Raw genomic sequence first — 18,532 nt, forward strand, 5'->3', positions numbered from 1 at the left:
TATTTTTTCAGAAATATTAAATCGACCTTTTAACCAAAAAATAATGATGTTGGTATCCAGTAAATAATTCATAACATTTCTATTGGCCTTCCAAGGGTTCTGTTTTCTTCAATTTGGGCGTTCAACTCTTCGGCAGTTTCCGGAAAATCATTCCAACTGCCATTCATGTCATTGATCCATTCATCGTCAGAAATAGCATCAGTTGATTCTGTTTGATAAGAATACATTAGACCCAGTTTTTGGGCAAAAGCTTCCAAAAGTTTGGCATCAGCACTTCTTTCGATTTGAATAATGATCTTTGTCATGTTATTGCTTTGTACAAATATAGACCTAATAATTTTTGAATCAAACAAGCAACTGGGATTGATTTTTCTTGAAGGTTTAAGATACCCATGAAGGTAGAGTCGATTGTTTGTTGTCATTTCATTTTTCCTCAAAAAGCTCTCCACTTTTTTTCTTACCTTCGCCCCCGCAAAAAAATACCTTCTCTACCATGCTAACAGTTAGCGATGTTTCCTTGCAGTACGGCAAGCGCGTTTTATTCAATGAAGTAAACATCAAATTTACCCGTGGCAACTGTTACGGGGTAATTGGTGCCAATGGCGCGGGGAAATCTACGTTTTTGAAAATCCTCTCTGGAGAGATCAACCCCAATCGTGGTTCTATTTCCTTGGAACCCAACAACCGCATGGCGGTTCTCAAGCAGAACCACTTTGAATTTGAGGAAGTAAGTGTGCTCGATACCGTCATGATGGGCCACAAGCAGATGTATGCCATCATGCAAGAAAAAAACGCCATTTACATGGATCCTGACGCTACAGAAGCCGATGGACTCCGTGCAGCAGACCTGGAAAACTTGTATGGTGAAATGGGCGGCTGGACTGCCGAAAGCGATGCTGCCACCCTGCTGAGCAACCTGGGCGTAAAAGAAGATTTGCACTACCGCCTGATGAAAGACATCAGCGGTTCCGAAAAAGTAAAGGTACTTTTGGCCCAAGCCTTGTTTGGCGAGCCAGATATCCTGTTGCTCGACGAACCTACCAACGACCTGGACGCGGAAACCATCACTTGGTTGGCCGACTTCCTGGCAGACTTTAAAAACACCGTAATTGTCGTTTCCCACGACCGTTACTTCCTGGATATGGTGTGTACACACATCTCCGACATCGACTTTCAAAAGATCAACACCTTTACGGGCAACTACTCTTTCTGGTACGAATCCAGTCAGTTGATGCTTCAGCAAGCGGCCAACAAGAACAAGAAAATCGAGCAGAAGCGCCAGGAAATGATGGAATTTATCCAGCGATTCAGCGCCAACGCTTCTAAATCTCGTCAGGCCACTTCGCGCAAAAAAGCCCTGGAAAAACTCAACCTGGAAGAAATCAAACCTTCCAGCCGCAAATATCCCTACATCCATTTCCAAATGGAACGCGAACCTGGCGATCAACTTCTGGCAGTTCGTGACCTAAAAGCGACCGCTTCCGATGGCACACTCCTGTTTTCCAACGTATCGTTTACGGTAAACCAGGGTGAAAAAATCACCGTCTTGAGCCGGGACGCTACCGCGATCACCGCTTTTTACCAAATCCTGGGAGGCAAACAAAAGCCTGATGCGGGGACCATCGAGTTTGGTCAAACCATCACCGTGGGGTACATGCCCAACGAAAACCAGGAGTTTTTCAAAGCGGGCAACGATACCGACTTGATCAACTGGCTGCGCCAATATTCTGAAAACAAAGACGAACAATTTATCCGCAGTTTCCTTGGTCGGATGTTGTTTTCAGGTGAAGAGGTACACAAGCACTCCAGCGTATTGTCGGGAGGAGAAAAGGTGCGTTGCATGCTGGCCAAAGCCATGTTGGGTCACCCCAATTTTGTGCTGATGGACGAACCCACCAACCACCTGGATCTGGAATCCATCACTGCGCTCAACACCGCCATGCAAAACTTCAAGGGCAACCTGATCTTTAGTTCGCATGACCATGCATTGACGGCCTCCGTGGCCAATCGCATCATCGAAATCACCCCTCGGGGCGTTATCGATAGTTTGATGGACTTTGACGAGTACCTGGTTTCGGATAAAATTAGAGCGGATCGGGAGAAGTTGTATAAGTGAGAAAACCTGTTGTCAATTTTTCCATTTGTTGAGTAGTTCCTTGGAAACAATGCTTAGTTTTGGCCAAAACAAACAAAACAAAGCATGGTTTCCTACACACTACATCAATGCCTGAAGCGCTTTTGCGTGATGGTTCTCACAACACTTGTACACTTTCCCATTTTCCTTTCCGCCCAATCCATCCCCCTTCCGGAACATCCACGCCCCGACTTTGAGCGCCCGGACTGGGTCAACCTCAACGGAACCTGGGCTTTCGAGTTTGACAAAAACGACCAGGGCGTAGCCCAAAAATGGATGAATGGGGCGCGCAAGTTCAGCAAAGCCATTCAAGTCCCTTTTCCTTGGGGTGCACCCCTGTCGGGCGTAACGGATGAAGCCGATATTGCCTGGTACCAGCACGAGATCAAAGTACCCGCCGCTTGGAAAGGCAAGCGCACTTTCCTGACCATCGGAGCCAGTGACTGGGAAACGACGGTGTACCTCGATGGCAAAGAACTCGGTAAGCACCAGGGCGGATACACGCCATTTTCTTTTGACCTCACTCCTTTGTTGAAATACGACAGCCCCCAACGCCTCAGCATTCGGGTGGACGACAAGCGCCGCGAGTTTACCCTCTACGGCAAGCAAGGGTATGGCAACGCTAGAGGCATTTGGCAAACCATCTATTTGGATGCCCGGGGCCAAAATTACCTCGACGCCTTGCATTTTTCCCCCGATATCGACAACCAAAAAGTCAGCGTAACGGCCTACTTACCTGCGCCAGCCACCCAGGAATTGCAATTGGAGGTCAAAATAGCGGGCAAAACCAGTACTCAGAAGATTGCCGCTGGCAGCAGCAGCCTCACTTTTGATGTGGCCATTCAGAACCAGCACCTGTGGACTTTGGATGATCCTTACCTCTATGAAGTGGAAGCCCAGCTCAGCGATGGTAAAAATGCGCCAGATGTGTTGAAATCCTACTTTGGCATGCGCAAGATCTCGGTAGTGGACTTGCCTGGTACTGCTTATCCCTACATCGCGCTCAACAACGAACCGATTTACCTGCAACTCACGCTGGATCAATCCTATCATCCTGAAGGTTTTTACACTTTCCCCAGCGATGAATTTATGAAAGAAGAAATTCTGCTGGCGCGGGGCATTGGCCTCAACGGCATTCGCACCCACATCAAGGTGGACATCCCTCGTAAACTGTATTGGGCCGACAAATTGGGCGTTTTGGTCATGTCGGATTTGCCCAACTTTTGGGGCGAACCAGATGCATCTGCCCGCAAGGAATCTGATTATACTCTGCGGGAAATGATCAAGCGGGATTACAACCACCCGGCCATTTTTTCCTGGATCACCTTCAACGAAACCTGGGGCTTGACAACCAAAGTGGAAGAAAATGGCAAGAAACAAAACAAGTACCTCCCCGAAACCCAAAAATGGGTAGTATCGATGTATAAATTGGCCAAACAACTCGATCCTACCCGTTTGGTAGAAGACAACTCCATCTGCTGCGGACGCGGCCACACCGAAACCGATATCAACTCCTGGCACGAATACCTGCCCGGCTGGGCCTGGGAAGAGCACCTCAAAAACATCGACGCCAATACTTTTCCTGGGAGCAAAAACCACATGGAAGCGGGCTATACTCAGGGCCGCCAACCCAACATTAACTCTGAATGTGGCAACGTGTGGGGTTACGACGGCAGCACCGGAGATGTGGATTGGAGTTGGGATTACCACCGCATGATGAACACCTTTCGCAAGTACCCCAAAGTAGCTGGCTGGCTGTACACGGAACACCACGACGTGATCAACGAGTGGAACGGCTACTGGAAATTTGACCGTTCCAACAAGTTTACCGGGCTGGAGGAAATGGCCGACGGCATGTCAATCAAAGACTTACACTCCATGATTTACATCTCAACAGGCAACGAAATCAGCAAAACGGTGCAGCCTGGAGAAAGTGTGAAAATTCCACTTTATGCTTCATTTTACACCAATCGAACCGATCTGGGCAAAACCTTAACCCTGCAAATCAAACTTTCTGGCTACGACGCCCTCGGGCAAAAGAAAACCTGGATGACTACCCAACGCAGTGTGCCTTACACGCCCTGGATGCAAAAACAGCTCGATTCATTGAGGCTGCAATTGCCCAATGAAAAATGCGTAGCCAATTTGTCACTGACCCTCCAGGACGCCCTCGGCAATGACTTGCACCACAACGTGATGAGTTTTGTAGTCGAAACCCCAGCTCCTGCAAGCATGACCTTGCCCAACGGCAAGTTGGCTCAGGTATTGACGGTAGCACCCAAAGATTTCAGTGCAGCCAAGTGGTCGAAAAAACAATGGAATGTGCTGGATGGCCTTAAAGTCAACGGGGCAGGAAGCGGTTTTTTTGAGTACACCTTCAAAATGGCCAAAAAGCCTACCGGCACCGAGTCGGCTACCTTTATTGCAGAATTGGGCGCCAAGCAATTGTTTGTCAAAGACTACGATAAAGCCACCAATGTCAATGTAGACTACATGTTGGGTGGACGCGTAGATCCCAGCTCAAACCCAAATTCCTATCCCATGACCGACGAATACCTCGCTCCCAGTACGGTCAATGTAACGGTCAATGGCATTTTCGCCGGAAGGGTAGACCTGGCCGATGATCCTGCCGACCACCGGGGTGTATTGTCCTGGCATTACCAGCCCAAAGTGCGCAAATTGCAAGAGGCAGGTTCTTATGGTTACCGGGTAGCGGTCAATATCCCTCCTCAGGCACTGAACATCGCCAAAGTAAGTGGTGAATTGATTGTGCGTTTGGAAGTGCAAGAATCGATGCCCGGTGGCTTGGCGGTGTATGGAGATAAATTTGGGCGGTATCCGTTGAACCCGACGGTAGTGTTGGTGAAGGAATAAGGATGCTAAATATAGGTCGCTGATTGGTAAAATAGCCAGTCAGCGATCTTGTATTAAAACTCCACCCTCCGATAAATATCTCCTAAACTCAGTTCAATTCCCAATGATTTTAATGGAACATTACCCTCCAATCCAATAAACTCCTCTTCTTGCCACATGTTGCTGTTAACCTTGTAGAAAGTAAGTACCTCTGGTGCATCCTGTCTTACCAGCACATATTCTTTGAAAGAAGGTAAACTACGGTACTCCAAAAACTTCTGATTTCGGTCGTATTGTTCTGTCGTTTTGGACAAAATTTCAACAATTAGTATAGGGTTGGTGATGGCCTGAGCTTCTTCTTTGGCCACTAAGGGAGTTTCAGTGACCACCAAGGCGTCCGCATAAACGTAAAAGTTGAATTTGGGAAGATAAATTTTTTGATCACTGCCAAATACCTGAAATTGAGGCATATCCTCCAGCGCGTTGTCCAGATATTTACTCAAATTTTGGGCAATACGATTGTGGTTGATGCTACCTCCGGCCATCATTATAAGGTTTCCGTTTCTGAATTCATACCTTTCTCCCTGTTGTTGCTCAAAGATCAAATATTCGGCAACCGTCCAGGTCTTTTTTGCTTCGGCAAATGCAGGCATATGCGTAATTTATGCTGTAAGATAGCCGATTTTAGGATTTGAGGCAAGCCACAATTAGACTTATACTCAAAATCTAGCAAAAATCCTTTCATTTCCCCTATTTTACAACCCAAAACCAAATCAGACCATGACTTACGAAAATCTCCTCCTCTCCGAAGAAAACAACATTCTGATTGTGACCTTCAACCGGGAGAAAGCGCTCAATGCGCTGAATCGACGCACCATGTTGGAGCTCAATCACCTATTTTCCGAGGATGCCCCGGCTCGTACCAATCTGAAAGGCATTGTCCTGACCGGAGCTGGGGATCGGGCTTTTGTAGCGGGTGCCGACATCAAGGAGTTTCTGGAGATGGAAGGCGAAAAAGGCCAGAATATGGCGCAATATGGCCAGGACACCCTTTTCTTGATCGAACGGTTTTCCAAGCCCGTAGTGGCAGCGGTAAATGGATTTGCCCTCGGCGGCGGTTGCGAATTGGCCATGGCCTGTCACCTGCGCGTGGCGGGCGAAAAAGCCCGTTTTGGACAACCCGAAGTCAATCTAGGCATCATCCCCGGATATGGAGGTACCCAGCGCTTGACGCAGTTGGTTGGAAAGGCAAAGTCACTCGAACTCTGTATGACCGGAGAAATGATAGATGCGACCGAAGCGCACCGCTTGGGTTTGGCCAATTACGTGGTTCCTGCCGGCGAAGAAGTCATTATGGCCATCAATTTGATTGAAAAAACCGCCACCAAAGGCCCAATCGCGATAGCCAAGGTAATCGAATCGGTCAATGCCTTTTTTGAAGATGGCGTAGACGGGTTCGCCTATGAAATCAAAGCTTTTGGAGAAACAACTAATACGACCGATTTTAGAGAAGGCGCAACTGCGTTTACAGAAAAAAGAACACCGAAATTTGAAGGGAAATAGTAGGCAGCACCCGATCTTGCATTGCAAGCAAGATCAGGTGCTACCCAAATTTCATAGCATCTCCTTGTATTTTAGGATCTGTTTTTTTATTTTCTCAGCGGCACTCGCGATGGCTTGCTCAAAGGTCTCTTCGGTAGCTTCCGCGAATAGGGTACTCCCAGGTACATCCAGCTGTATCTCCGCAACGCGACTGGGTTTGTGACGCAATGGATTCACGTCATCTTTCAGAAACACTTTTGCACCAAGAATTTGATCATAAAAAGTACTCATTTTGTTTACCTTTTCTTCGATCAATGTTTGAATGTGTTCGAAGACTGGAAATGGAGCTTGAATATCGATTTTCATTTTTAGGGAAATTTATGTAAAAAATTCAGTTATTCACGTTTATTAAACATGAACACGTGTCAAAAGTAAGTGCTGACTTACAACGCACCTTTGACATTTGTTATCGTATTCATTGATCTTCATCATCCCCAGTTTTTGATACCTATGAGAAAGAACTTTACGTTTCTATTGTTGCTTTGCGGATTTGGCCTCCAAGCCCAGGATTTAAGCGGTTTTTGGGTGGGAACGGTTATGCAAAATGGCCGCCCCAATGTATATTCCTATCAACTGGATTTGCAGCAGGATGGAAATACCCTCACCGGCAAAGCGGTTTCCGTAACCGAAGATGGCTCTGCCAAATCTGAATTTACGGTAACTGGAATTTGGCAGGGTGGACGATTGATTCTACAGGAATTGAGTCAAGTAACCACCCCCAAATCAAGTGGTTGGTGCCTCAAGTATGCTACCCTGCTATTGGGTACTACCGGAGAGGGAATTTGGACGCTGAAAGGCGACTGGATCGCTGACAATTGCTCGCCTGGTACCATGCGGCTGGTCAAGGAATCTGAGGCTACTCAACTCGATGCTGGCGACGATGTGTTTGTACCAGAAGGAATCTGGACTGGTCACCTTTCACAAACCGATCGGGCTTATGAGTTTTATTACGAACTCAATCTTCAGCCCGAAGGCAAGGGATTCGCCAGAATCATGTCTGAAGAGAATGGAGGCAGCGCCAAGCATTCTCTGGAATGGAAACTCAATGACGCCAGAGATTCATTGATCGTTCAGGAAATGAAAATTTTGGAGAAAACCGACCCCAATTGGCGCTGGTGCATCAAGTCCTTGCGGTTTGGATTGGATCAAAACGAAAATCGGTTCGGGTTCAACGGCACCTGGGCGGGCAGAATAGAAGCCACCGAAACCCAACGGGCAGGAGCCTGCGCCCCAGGGCAAGTATACGTGGAAAAACCGATTTTGAACAACGATGAAAAGTCGAAAATCCGCAATCTCCAAACCCAAACCGGACTAGGGGAGCATGCCCGAAAGCTGAAATTGCAGCGCACCATTCAAGTCAATGCCACGGATTTGACCATCAGTGTGTGGGACAATGGTACCGAGGATGGAGACATCGTTACGGTATTTTTTAATGGCCGTCGCTTGGCCAATCAGCAACGCATCTCCAAAAATAAATTGACCTACAAAGTAAAACTCAACGGCACTGACAATTTTTTGATGGTGCAAGCCGATGATTTGGGCACCATCAAACCCAATACAGTAGCGGTTTCTATCCACGATGGCGAAACGGAACAAACGCTAGTCATCAGCTCGGATCTGGAAGAAAATGGCGCAGTGCTGATTCGAAAAATTGAGTATTAGTGAGCGGTCAGCCTTCAGCAATCAGCTTTCAGCGATCAGCAGTGAGCGATCAGCTTTCAGCAAAATGTGCTGATAGCTGATTGCTGACTGCTGATTGCTGACCGCTGATTAATGCCCCGCCTTCAACGCAACATCTCGGTCAAAATCCAATCCCTGATGCTTCAGGATGGTTTGTACGCGAGCGCCGAAGAAGAAAAGATAAGCAAAACATGCCAATGGCACGATATAAGACAGTTTGATGCCAATCGAAGGAACATCTGATAAGCTGCCTTGAATAACCGGGATTACCGCTCCGCCAAGGATCATCATAATCAGGTAGGCAGAACCCTGGTTGGTGTATTTGCCCAAACCAGCCGTAGCCAACGAGAAAATACAAGGCCACAATACTGAGCAGAAAAGGCCGCCACTGATAAAGGCAAACAACGCTATCTTTCCGGTAGTGAAGATGCCAATCAACATCGCCGCGCCGCCCAAAAGGGAGTACAGCAACATGGTGCGAATGGGCTTTTCCTGAGAGGCAAAATAGGCCGCGATCATCACCAACACACAGAGTGCATAAGTAAACAATGGGGATACATCCGAACCACGCAATGCGTTTACAAACAGCACTACACCAAAGGCCAGGAAAGGCGTAACGATGGTCAGCAGAATTTTGATGCCAGGTTTGAACTTGAAGTTGGCCAATGCAGCTGTCCAGCGACCCATCATCATACTGCCCCAAAACAAGGAGATGTATTCAGATATCTGAGAAGAATCCAGGTTTTGGGTGATTTTCAAGTACTCTCCCAGGTTGCTACCGATGGTTACTTCCGCACCTACGTAGCAAAAAATGGCAATCATGCCCAATACCAATTGAGGATATTTCAGTACTCCTGTTCCAATCTCGACCTCTTCATCATTGGTAATGGTGGGCAACTTGGAAAAACGGAAAAACACTGCAAACAACAAGAAGATCACGCCGATGACCAAAAACGGAATTTTTACCGCTTCGATGCCGACACCTTTGGCTGCCGCTTCGCCTACTGATCCAAAAATCACATAGCTGATCAACACCGGACCAATGGTGGTACCCAGGTTGTTGACAGCGCCACCCAGATTGATGCGTTGTGCGCCAGTAGCCGGATCACCCAGGGCAATCATAAAAGGTTGGGTAGAAGTTTGTTGCAATGAAAATCCCAAACCCACTACAAACAATCCTGCCAGCAGCAAAGGAAAGGATTGTAGAGAAGCCGCAGGTATAAACAGCAACGTACCGATAGCAGAGATGATAAATCCATACATGATCCCCTGACGGTAACCAATGCGGTTGAGAATATCTCCTTTTAAGGCCGCAGAGACCAGAAAATAAAGGATAGAGCCTACAAAATAGGCTGCATAAAATGCAAAGTCTACCAATTGTGACTGCCATTGCAACAGGTTAAATGTTTCCTTAAACATCGGAATCAAAATCCCATTGGAGGCAGCGATGAAACCCCAGAAAAACCAAACGGTCATCAGGGTGTATAACGCAGTACGGTTGTTCATTGTGGTGTTATTTTTTTGACCAATAATCCAATACCAAAACTTTGTCTAAGTGGGGCTTGAGTACTTCTACAAAAGCTTGGTGGGCAGGGTGTGGCAAGTAAACCTCCCGATCCTTCTCCGAAGCAAAACTTACAAAAAACAGGTGCGTAAAACCTTGATTGAGGTTTTCGGGACTGTTGTTGGTTCCCCACTCAAAGCTTTTGATTTCTTTAATCTGTTGGGGCAGCGCCCGAAAGGCATCCTCTACCTGTTTCACCTCAGCTGGACTACTGGAATCCTTGAATTTGAACAATACGGCGTGACGTAGGAGCATTTTTTTTCCCGAATTAGGTGTTTGGGCCTGCACTGCAACAGTGAAGCCACAAAGTAACAAGGCGATCGTAAGAAGTGTAAGTTTCATGCAATAAATTTTACTCAAAGCAACAATTATTTGGTTGCTGTGCTAAAAAAAGGTGATTTGTATCGTCATTTAAAGCATCGACATCGGACTGGGTATCACCCGATAGTCTTCGTTAAAGGTAGCCATAAATGCCATATCTGCTTCCGAAATGACAAAATCAAAGACATTGAAATTTTCCTGTAAGCGTATTGGGTTGGCTGACTTGGGAATGGTAGAAACACCCAATTGCAATGCCCAGCGCAGAATGATTTGTGCCGGAGACTTACCGTACTTTTGAGCCAATCCGATGAGTTTAGGGTCCTGAAATTTTTCTCCGCGTACCAGCGGGGTATAGGCTTGCAGTATGATTCCCTCAGTTTGGCAGCGTTGCAGCAAATCCTTTAAAAATAAATAAGGACTAAATTCAACCTGGTTGACTACGGGCACAAAATTTGCATTGGGCAATAACTCATCCAAAAATGGAATCAGGTAATTGGCCACACCAATGGCGCGCACTTGCTTCTCAGCGTACAAGCGTTCCAGTGCTTTCCAGGTATCCTGGCGCTGGTTTTTGATGGGCCAATGTATCAGGTAAAGATCGATGTAATCACAGTTGAGCTTCTTTTGACTGACTTCAAAAGCCCGCAGCGTAGAATCGTAACCCTGATCGATGTCATTGACCTTGGTGGTTACAAAAAGCTCACTGCGTGGTATTCCAGCCTGTCGAATGGCATTGCCAACTTCAACTTCATTGCCATACATCGCCGCAGTATCGATCAGGCGGTAGCCGATTTCGATGGCCTGGTGAATGGCCGTTTCGGCTTCCGCATTGTACATATCATAAACGCCCAAGCCCAACAACGGCATGCGAATGCCGTTGTTGAGCCCAGCGTAAAAGTCACCATACGTTTGTGGGTGCATAATATCTATTGCCATTTTTCTAAGCCCAGCAATTTTTTTCCGAGTGGACTCAACTCGGCAGTAGAGTAACGGGTTTGTTCCCATTTGCGCGGATCTCCAGGGAATGCGTAGCCCTCAGGAGCAACCCGGTCGCGCCATGAGGTGATGCGCCAATCCAGCAACGGCTGATCTCCTTCCTGAGCAGGCATCATGGAGATGTATTGGGCAATGCGCACTTTGTTTTGACTCAGATTGGGACGAATGCCATGTGCGAGACTAGAGTTGAAAATCAACAAATCGCCTGCTTCCATTTTTACTTTCACCAATTCAAAACCCGTAATGTCCGGTTTGAAATGATCGCGGTCTTCGGGCTGGGTGAGCTTCCAGGTGTCGTAAGTGCGAAAGAGCTCAGGTACACACTGGAAGCCGCCCATGTTTTCGTCGGTCTGGTCTACCAATGCCAATACCCCCTGTACATTTTGCGGCTTGGTTTCAGGATCGTAATCCCAGTGGATAAAGCCTTTGAACGGATGATCCGGGCGAGAAGGAAAATTCAAATTGGCGCGGTCTATGGTCACCCAAAGTTTTTCGCTGCCCCAAATGTCTACAAATGCATTGTACAAACGCTCTGACTGGCGGTTTTCCCAGAGGTATTGGTGGTTGTAAATTTCCACCATTCCGCTATTGGTCAACTCTTTCATGCGCATTTCTGCGCGTGGCGGAGCATACCAGGTTTCAGGGTCTTGAGGGTCTTTTTCTTCAAACTCCCATAGCAGGGCAGCTGTTTTGGCACAGTTTTCTTTGGAGACCGCACCCTTGATTACGATGTAGCCATTGTGCGCCCAAAACTGCCAGTCTTCTTCAGAAAGTACCCGCAATGGCTGGCCATTGGAGCGGTCACTCAACTTGGCTTGGCTACTTTTGGCCGTAGAGGGGTTGCCAGGAATATCATTGTGGTCGTGGTCAAACTTTGGTACCATCGTTGGAACCATAGCTGGTGTCATGGTGGGCGTTTCAGGTTGCATCGCTTTTGATTTAGAGGTGAAAAAGAATGAATCGGAACGGATACAAAACTAAGACCGATTTTTTCTTCCAGCTACACCTCTATTTGCATTTTTTTGTTCTCCATTTGCACCAATGACCCCAAATATTGATGTTCAACAACAACAATGGACAAAATTACTGAATTTTGGAACTGGCGATTGAATCAGAGGTCATGGTATTCATAAATGTGGTCCAATTTTGAACCAGGAGCCAGATCTATAATGGGTTTGAGTATGCCGTTGTTCAAGCCATAAACCCATCCATGCAGGTGGGGTGCTTGACGATCTTTCCACGCTTTTTGGACAATAGAGGTTTTGGCCAGGTTGTATACTTGCTCTTCTACGTTCAATTCTACCAATCGATTCACTTGCTCTTCCTCATTTTCAATGGCACTCAGTTCTTCTTCATGGATGCGGTAAACATCCTTGATGTTGCGAACCCACTTGTTGATGATGCCCAGATTGGTATGGCTGATGGCTGCTTTGACTCCGCCACACCCGTAATGTCCGCACACAATGATGTGTTTTACCTTCAAGTGTACAACCGCGTATTCCAAAACACTCAGCAAATTGAGGTCGGTATGCACGACCATGTTTGCGATATTGCGCTGAACAAAAATTTCACCGGGATCTGTCCCGGTAATTTCATTGGCAGGCACTCGGCTATCGCTGCATCCAATCCACAGAAAATCGGGAGTCTGGATTTGCGCTAAATGTTTGAAATAATTCGGATCATCTTTGATCTTTTCACGTGCCCAAGCTTTGTTCTCCAACAACAGTTTTTCAAAAGCCTTCATAGTTATTGCATTACCCGGTTAACCGGATCGTTAAAAAATTCTTTGTTGTCTCCTGATTTACGTTTGATGTAGATGCGCACATTGCGCAATTCGGCATTGATGATAAAATCGTTGATCAAATCAACAATGTCTTGATCAATAAAATTTGACTTGGAAGCATCGATCAATACCGCCTGATTGTTTGGGATTTTTTCCAATGTGGTTTTAAGGTAGCCTTTGTTCAAAAAAGACACATCCTTGCCAAAACGGATCAAATACCGATGTTCATCTTTAATTATCAAGATTGAAGCGCGGAAGTTGCTGCGCAAAATGAAATACAATCCTACGGTGATGCCTACACAAATACCGATCAGCAAATCAGTAAATAAGATCGCTACCACTGTGATGATAAATGGCAAAAATTGATTCAGTCCTTTCTCCCAATATGCTTTAAAAATGGAAATTTTGGCCAATTTATACCCTGTGAAAATCAAAATCCCGGCCAGTGCGGCTTTGGGGATAAGGTTGAGGATACCGGGAATGAACAACACCGAAAGCAAGATTAGAAACCCATGCAAAATCGTAGAGAACTTACTCTTGGCCCCAGAACTTACGTTGGCACTGCTTCGCACAATAACCGAGGTGACTGGTAGCCCACCTAGCAAACCGGATATCAGGTTGCCTACTCCCTGGGCTTTCAATTCGCGGTTGGTTGGCGACAGGCGTTTTTCGGGATCCAGCTTATCGATGGCTTCTAAACTCAGCAAGGTCTCCAAACTGGCTACAATTGCCAAGGTAAGACCCGTAATCCATACTTGTTTATTCCATATCCCGCTCCAATCCGGGCGATGGAGTTGTGAAAAAAAATCTACCGGATTTTTAGTGATGGGGAGGGTGACGACATGGTCTCCATTCAAAAACAAGCGGGAATCAATGCTTTGAAAATAGGCATTGATAAGCGATCCTACCAACACCACAATGAGTGGGCCAGGAATCAACTGAAAGATTCGATTTTGCTTGAAAAACTTCAATTCAAAAACTACCAGTATCAGTAAAGAGACAACCCCGATAATGATTGCAACCGGAGCAAGATGATTTAATGCGGTGAAAATCTCAGAAAAGGTGTTGCCACCATCAATCTGGAAAAAAGACTCGTCTCCTTCAGGGTCGGTATCAAAGCCCACAAGGTGAGGCAATTGTTTGAGGATCAAAATCAAACCAATGGCAGCCAGCATCCCTTTGATTACCGCATTGGGTATAAAGTCTCCGATTAGTCCAGCTTTGAGGTAGCCCAATATGATCTGGAGAATACCTGCGATAATGACACTGAGGAGAAAGATTTCAAAAGTCGGAAGCTCTGTCAGTGCGCTGGCTACAATGGCGGTCAAGCCAGCTGCAGGGCCACTTACGCTCAATTGCGAGCCACTGAGGAAGCCTATCACAATACCCCCAACTATTCCGGACACAATACCGCTGATCAACGGTGCTCCTGAGGCGAGTGCTACTCCAAGGCACAAGGGAAGAGCTACTAAAAAAACGACGATAGATGCAGATATATCGCTTCCTGCATTGGAGAGAATCCGGTTCATTCATTCATACTTTTATACTTGCGCCAAGATGAAGCAAGCACTTATTTGGGTGTAAAATCAAACCATTTCAGAATTGGTAAATATCCTGGAAAGAAATTTGATTCACAAAATTATTGACAAGTTTCGCTATTTTTTCTCAATAGTATAACTATTTTTTTTAAAAAATTAATTCACCATCTTACTGTTTCTAAAGACCAGAAAACAAAACAGTGCCTGAACCACTGCTGCAATAAGCAAACCCACCGAAAAAATCCCAATTCCCCAGGATTTGGCCAAGTAGCCCATTGCGAAATTCGTCAACAAATTGCCAACCAAAGAAATGACCAAAATGATTCCGATGGCGGTGCCGCTGTTTTTGCTGTACAAAGAACTGCTCATTCCAAACATGACTGGAAACCCCAACGCCAACCCAAAGCCGATCAGCACCAACCCAAAGATGACCCAATTCAATCCAGGCATCCAACCCAGTACAATCGCCCCTACTATCAAAAATCCCATCCCAAAGCCAAGCATCCGCGAGGCAGGTATTTTGCTGAACACACTTCCGGTCAGCAAACGCATCACACTCATGCCCGCCACATAGGTAGAAAGCGCAAACAGTGTCCAACGGCCATTGACCTGCAAGGTATCGAGCAAAAAAGTAGTTGTCCAATTGTTGATCAAAGCCTCACATGCACTTTGCCAAAAAAGAAAAAAGCCAATCATCAACAGCAAAGGATCTTTGAGCATTTGACCCAATTGGGCCATTGAAATGCCCTCGTTGTGTTTGGCTGCCGGGAATTGTAGCCCAAAGTAGGCCAGGGAAAGCAAAAAAGTAAGCCCTCCGATTGCGGTAACAATGCTTTCAAATGCCACCAAATCGCGCAGCAATCCCAGTACAAAGGGCATCGTCAGGGCGCCCAATCCAAAAAATACACTGAACAGGGCTAGGCTAGCTCCTTTGTTTTCTGTGCTGATGTCGGCTACCAGGGCACTGGTTGCGCCATTGATCGCTCCGCCGCCAATGCCGATCAGCAAAATGCAGATTTGAATCAACCAAATGGAATTGGCCAATCCAATACCCGCAAAACCCAAGGCCAGGAGGATACTACAAATGGCCAACAGCAACTTGTAACCAAAGCGATCGGTAATAGGCCCAAAACCCAATGAACCGCATAAAATACCCACAGGAAAGAGTGAAAATAACCCTCCAATTTGGAGTTCGTCCAGGTTGAATTTGGACCTTAAATCGGGGGCAATGGAGCCTAAAGTGATGGCACCCACTCCAAAAAGGAAAAGCCCTGCGCAGGCAGAAGCAAAGACCAACTTGCGATTGTACATTATTGCTTTGATTTCGGTTCGTTAATGGTGATGCAATGAATGCCCCCACCGCCGAAATTTACAGCCAAGGCGTCAATTGGTATAATTTTTTTCTGAGGAAAAACGGAGCGGAGAATAGCCTGAGCCTGTGCATCCCGCCTTTTTACCTCCGGATCACCCCCTTTTTTGTAATAACTGGGCATTAATACACAGTCATTGGCAATCAAAAAATTGAGGTAACTGGCCGCAGCAATGCCCAAAACCGGCTTGCCAACCGGAAATTTTGACCCATCTTCGTAGTTGAGGGTACTGATGAGGTCGTAGGTTCCATCTCCCGGGCGCAGAGTATCTACGATCAACTTGGGCAAAGGCATCGGAATGATGCAAAAAGGTTGTCCATCCTGATCACGGGCACGGCGCAAAATGCGCAGGTTCTCGCTCATCCGGCGGTGGTTTTCGCGCCCGATGGGCTCTGCCAGATCCATGGAATCGACCTGAGCCAACAAGATGGTATGGGCATCTACAAAGCGCGCCATCTCGTCGACGTGGCCATTGGTGGTGAGCAGATTGTACAATTTTTCACCATGAGCGCCTTCGAGTGTACCGCGATGGGTGTGGTCGTCTTCATGCAAGCCCTCTTTGAGCCAAATTACCTTTTTGATGCCCAGTACCCGCTGGTATTCTTTTTCGATTTGAGCCAAACTCAGCTTGGGATTGCGTCCTCGTTCCACCGTTTCGGTGAGCATCAACACTCCCTTCCCGTTTACTTCATGGTTGCCTCCTTCAGTGACCAAGGGGGTTGAAATGATGGGCAGTTTCATCAATTTTGCCACTCTTTCGTCCAGGGTTTCGTCCATCTTTACCACTGCATCTTGCAGGCTGCCCGTGCCCCAGGCATTGAAATTAAAATCGGCCATAGCGAGTTGTCCAGCCTGGTTCAGCACAAAAGAAGGCCCCATGTCCCTTGCCCAAAATTCCTGATAAGGCAATTTGAAAATGCTGACTTGCTGTTTTTCCAATAAATCGGGTCGGATTTTCTGCCGGGCATATTGATACACCGAATCATTGGCCACTATCAACTTGACTTTCACGTGCGGCACCAGGGCATTGATGATGTCAAGCGTAGCCTGCTCATTGGGCAGGTCGGCCCGGTGGTTGTAGTTGGACCACAATAGCCAGATGGCTTCACTGGGTTCAAACTCTGCGGCTTGATGGTAGTGCGAAACCTGCTCAGATGGCTTGGCCTGCTGGCAAGCCTCAAAGGCGAAGAGTGCAATAAGAAAGATGAACTTTTGCATGGCGAATTTTGCGAAAAATACATTATTGTGAGGATAAGTTGTTAGATGCGAATGACGAACAGTTTGCCCATCAATCGCATCATTGGGTACTCAATTCACATACCCTGGATTTTGCTTCAAACCAGTATTAACGGTCAGTTCGCGGTTCGGAATGGGCATGATCCCGTGAAATTCGTCTACGCCCAGTACCGCCTTGATTTGTTGGGTTCGGGCCAGGTCAAAATAGCGGTGGCCTTCAAAATTGAATTCAGCCCGCCGTTCACCCAGGATGGCTTGGCGGTAAGCTGCATCGTTGGGCAATTCAGCCGGACTTATCGCGGCCAAGCCTCTTTGGGTACGGAGCGTATTCAGGTCTGCCAGGCCATTGCTTCGGCCTAGTGCCTCCGCCCGGATCAGGTACATTTCAGCCAGGCGCAACACATACGCCGGATTGTCGCGGGATTCTTCCCCTCGGTATTTTTGGGTACGCCCATTGGGTATGATCGTGGGGTCATTTTCGCCGGGGTCAAAATTCAGCAAGTTGCTGCGTACATCGCCCGGACGGGCAGCAAAAAAATCTTGCAAGTCTTTGGCTGCCAGGTAACTTAATTCTGACCGAATGGCATCGTCCCGACTATAGGTTGCACCATTGTAACCACTGCGGTTTTGATTGTCGAAGGCCAGTTCAAAAATAGATTCTGCACTGAGTCGGGTTTGAAATACCTCTCCGTAAGCATCGGCACTTAGCAGGGCGAAATCTCTGGAATCAATTACCTTGCTTGCAAAAGTTGTAGCTTTACTCAGATCCTTGCGGTACAGGTATACCCTGGCCAGCAGCGCGTTGACTGTGTTTAGGTTCACAAACTGGATGTCTTTTTCATTGGCATCCAGTTGGGTTGCTGCTTTGGTCAATTCATCGATGATGAACTGATAAGTGGCAGCAACGGTTGCGCGATTGGGACGATCGGTAATACTTTGTACCGATTGGATGAGGGGAATGCCAAAAGCTGAATTGTTGTTCCAGTGTTCGCCAAAGTAACGCAACAAATCAAAATGCGCCATTGCCCGAATTGCCCGTGCCTGTCCTTCCAACTGATTCTTTTGCTCAGTTGTCAAGTCCGTAACTTGTTTTAAACCCTCCAGGAGGTAATTGGAATTGGCAATGACCCGGAAGATGGCAGTCCAGATGTCGCCAGTAATGACGTTGGCTCCCGTTACTGCCCGATCGCCCAATTGCGTCAGCGACAAGCTTTGGTAGCCACCTGTTACCCCGTTGTCGGTATGCCCCTCACTGGCCAGGAGGTACGATTCTCCGTAATAGCCAGGCTGCTGCATGGCACTGTAGAGTCCCAATACCGCCGCTTCAGCACTTGCCGCATCGTTGATGGCTTCATCGGCGGCAATGTTGTTGGGTGAACTTTCATCCAGAAATTGACAAGAGCTTGCCAACATCAATAAAGATATAAAGAAGAGTATGCTGATTTTTTTCATGGT

Annotated in this window: 16 protein-coding genes; 4 read left to right on the top strand and 12 right to left on the bottom strand. The window is 47.0% G+C overall.

Annotated elements, in window-relative coordinates; all coding sequences use genetic code 11:
* Nucleotides 1-68 precede the first annotated feature (68 nt).
* Nucleotides 69-305 (bottom strand): hypothetical protein, encoded by a 237-nt coding sequence (locus tag ABW391_RS08325; protein ID WP_353481386.1) that lies wholly within the window; start codon nucleotides 303-305, stop codon nucleotides 69-71.
* A 188-nt stretch (nucleotides 306-493) separates the two neighbouring features.
* On the opposite strand from ABW391_RS08325, the gene ABW391_RS08330 reads away from it, so the two are divergent.
* Together ABW391_RS08330 and ABW391_RS08335 are read left to right on the top strand one after the other, a co-directional pair.
* Entirely contained in the window at nucleotides 494-2,116 is a 1,623-nt protein-coding gene (locus ABW391_RS08330; protein WP_353481387.1) for an ABC-F family ATP-binding cassette domain-containing protein, read from the top strand.
* Nucleotides 2,117-2,245: 129 nt separating this feature from the next.
* Entirely contained in the window at nucleotides 2,246-5,008 is a 2,763-nt protein-coding gene (locus tag ABW391_RS08335) for a glycoside hydrolase family 2 protein (RefSeq protein ID WP_353481388.1), read from the top strand.
* A gap of 53 nt (nucleotides 5,009-5,061) precedes the next feature.
* Here the strand turns inward: ABW391_RS08335 and ABW391_RS08340 are convergent, their stop codons facing one another.
* Nucleotides 5,062-5,640: a Uma2 family endonuclease gene (locus ABW391_RS08340; protein WP_353481389.1), complete on the bottom strand. Its 579-nt coding sequence runs from the start codon at nucleotides 5,638-5,640 to the stop codon at nucleotides 5,062-5,064.
* 127 nt (nucleotides 5,641-5,767) lie between these two features.
* Between ABW391_RS08340 and ABW391_RS08345 the strand changes: the two genes are divergently transcribed.
* Entirely contained in the window at nucleotides 5,768-6,550 is a 783-nt protein-coding gene (locus ABW391_RS08345; RefSeq protein WP_353481390.1) for an enoyl-CoA hydratase/isomerase family protein, read from the top strand.
* Between the two features lie 51 nt (nucleotides 6,551-6,601).
* On the opposite strand, the gene hpf is transcribed toward ABW391_RS08345, so the two are convergent.
* On the bottom strand, nucleotides 6,602-6,895 hold the full coding sequence (hpf, locus tag ABW391_RS08350; protein WP_353481391.1) for a ribosome hibernation-promoting factor, HPF/YfiA family: 294 nt from the start codon (nucleotides 6,893-6,895) through the stop codon (nucleotides 6,602-6,604).
* Nucleotides 6,896-7,039: 144 nt separating this feature from the next.
* Between hpf and ABW391_RS08355 the strand changes: the two genes are divergently transcribed.
* Nucleotides 7,040-8,251: a hypothetical protein gene (locus ABW391_RS08355; RefSeq protein ID WP_353481392.1), complete on the top strand. Its 1,212-nt coding sequence runs from the start codon at nucleotides 7,040-7,042 to the stop codon at nucleotides 8,249-8,251.
* A 108-nt stretch (nucleotides 8,252-8,359) separates the two neighbouring features.
* On the opposite strand, the gene ABW391_RS08360 is transcribed toward ABW391_RS08355, so the two are convergent.
* The 9 genes from ABW391_RS08360 to ABW391_RS08400 all read right to left on the bottom strand — a co-directional run bounded on the left by ABW391_RS08360 (nucleotide 8,360) and on the right by ABW391_RS08400 (nucleotide 18,529).
* Nucleotides 8,360-9,775, bottom strand: a complete 1,416-nt coding sequence (locus ABW391_RS08360; RefSeq protein WP_353481393.1) for an MFS transporter — start codon at nucleotides 9,773-9,775, stop codon at nucleotides 8,360-8,362.
* Between the two features lie 7 nt (nucleotides 9,776-9,782).
* Entirely contained in the window at nucleotides 9,783-10,175 is a 393-nt protein-coding gene (locus ABW391_RS08365) for a Dabb family protein (RefSeq protein ID WP_502916318.1), read from the bottom strand.
* Between the two features lie 69 nt (nucleotides 10,176-10,244).
* Nucleotides 10,245-11,090, bottom strand: coding sequence for an aldo/keto reductase (locus ABW391_RS08370; RefSeq protein ID WP_353481394.1), 846 nt, complete (start codon nucleotides 11,088-11,090; stop codon nucleotides 10,245-10,247).
* Complete coding sequence (locus ABW391_RS08375; RefSeq protein ID WP_353481395.1) at nucleotides 11,081-12,079, bottom strand: phytanoyl-CoA dioxygenase family protein; 999 nt, start codon at nucleotides 12,077-12,079, stop codon at nucleotides 11,081-11,083. Before ABW391_RS08375 ends, ABW391_RS08370 begins: the two co-directional genes overlap by 10 nt.
* A 182-nt stretch (nucleotides 12,080-12,261) precedes the next feature.
* A complete protein-coding gene (gene can / locus ABW391_RS08380) occupies nucleotides 12,262-12,894 on the bottom strand; it encodes a carbonate dehydratase (RefSeq protein WP_353481396.1) in 633 nt (210 codons plus the stop codon).
* 2 nt (nucleotides 12,895-12,896) lie between these two features.
* Entirely contained in the window at nucleotides 12,897-14,462 is a 1,566-nt protein-coding gene (locus ABW391_RS08385) for a SulP family inorganic anion transporter (RefSeq protein WP_353481397.1), read from the bottom strand.
* Nucleotides 14,463-14,627: 165 nt separating this feature from the next.
* Nucleotides 14,628-15,782, bottom strand: coding sequence for an MFS transporter (locus ABW391_RS08390; RefSeq protein ID WP_353481398.1), 1,155 nt, complete (start codon nucleotides 15,780-15,782; stop codon nucleotides 14,628-14,630).
* Complete coding sequence (locus tag ABW391_RS08395; protein WP_353481399.1) at nucleotides 15,782-17,059, bottom strand: agmatine deiminase family protein; 1,278 nt, start codon at nucleotides 17,057-17,059, stop codon at nucleotides 15,782-15,784. The genes ABW391_RS08390 and ABW391_RS08395 overlap by 1 nt, the downstream gene beginning before the upstream one ends.
* A 90-nt stretch (nucleotides 17,060-17,149) precedes the next feature.
* Entirely contained in the window at nucleotides 17,150-18,529 is a 1,380-nt protein-coding gene (locus ABW391_RS08400) for a RagB/SusD family nutrient uptake outer membrane protein (protein ID WP_353481400.1), read from the bottom strand.
* Nucleotides 18,530-18,532 lie beyond the last annotated feature (3 nt).

The organism is Haliscomenobacter sp., assembly GCF_040403615.1.
GTDB lineage: Bacteria > Bacteroidota > Bacteroidia > Chitinophagales > Saprospiraceae > Haliscomenobacter.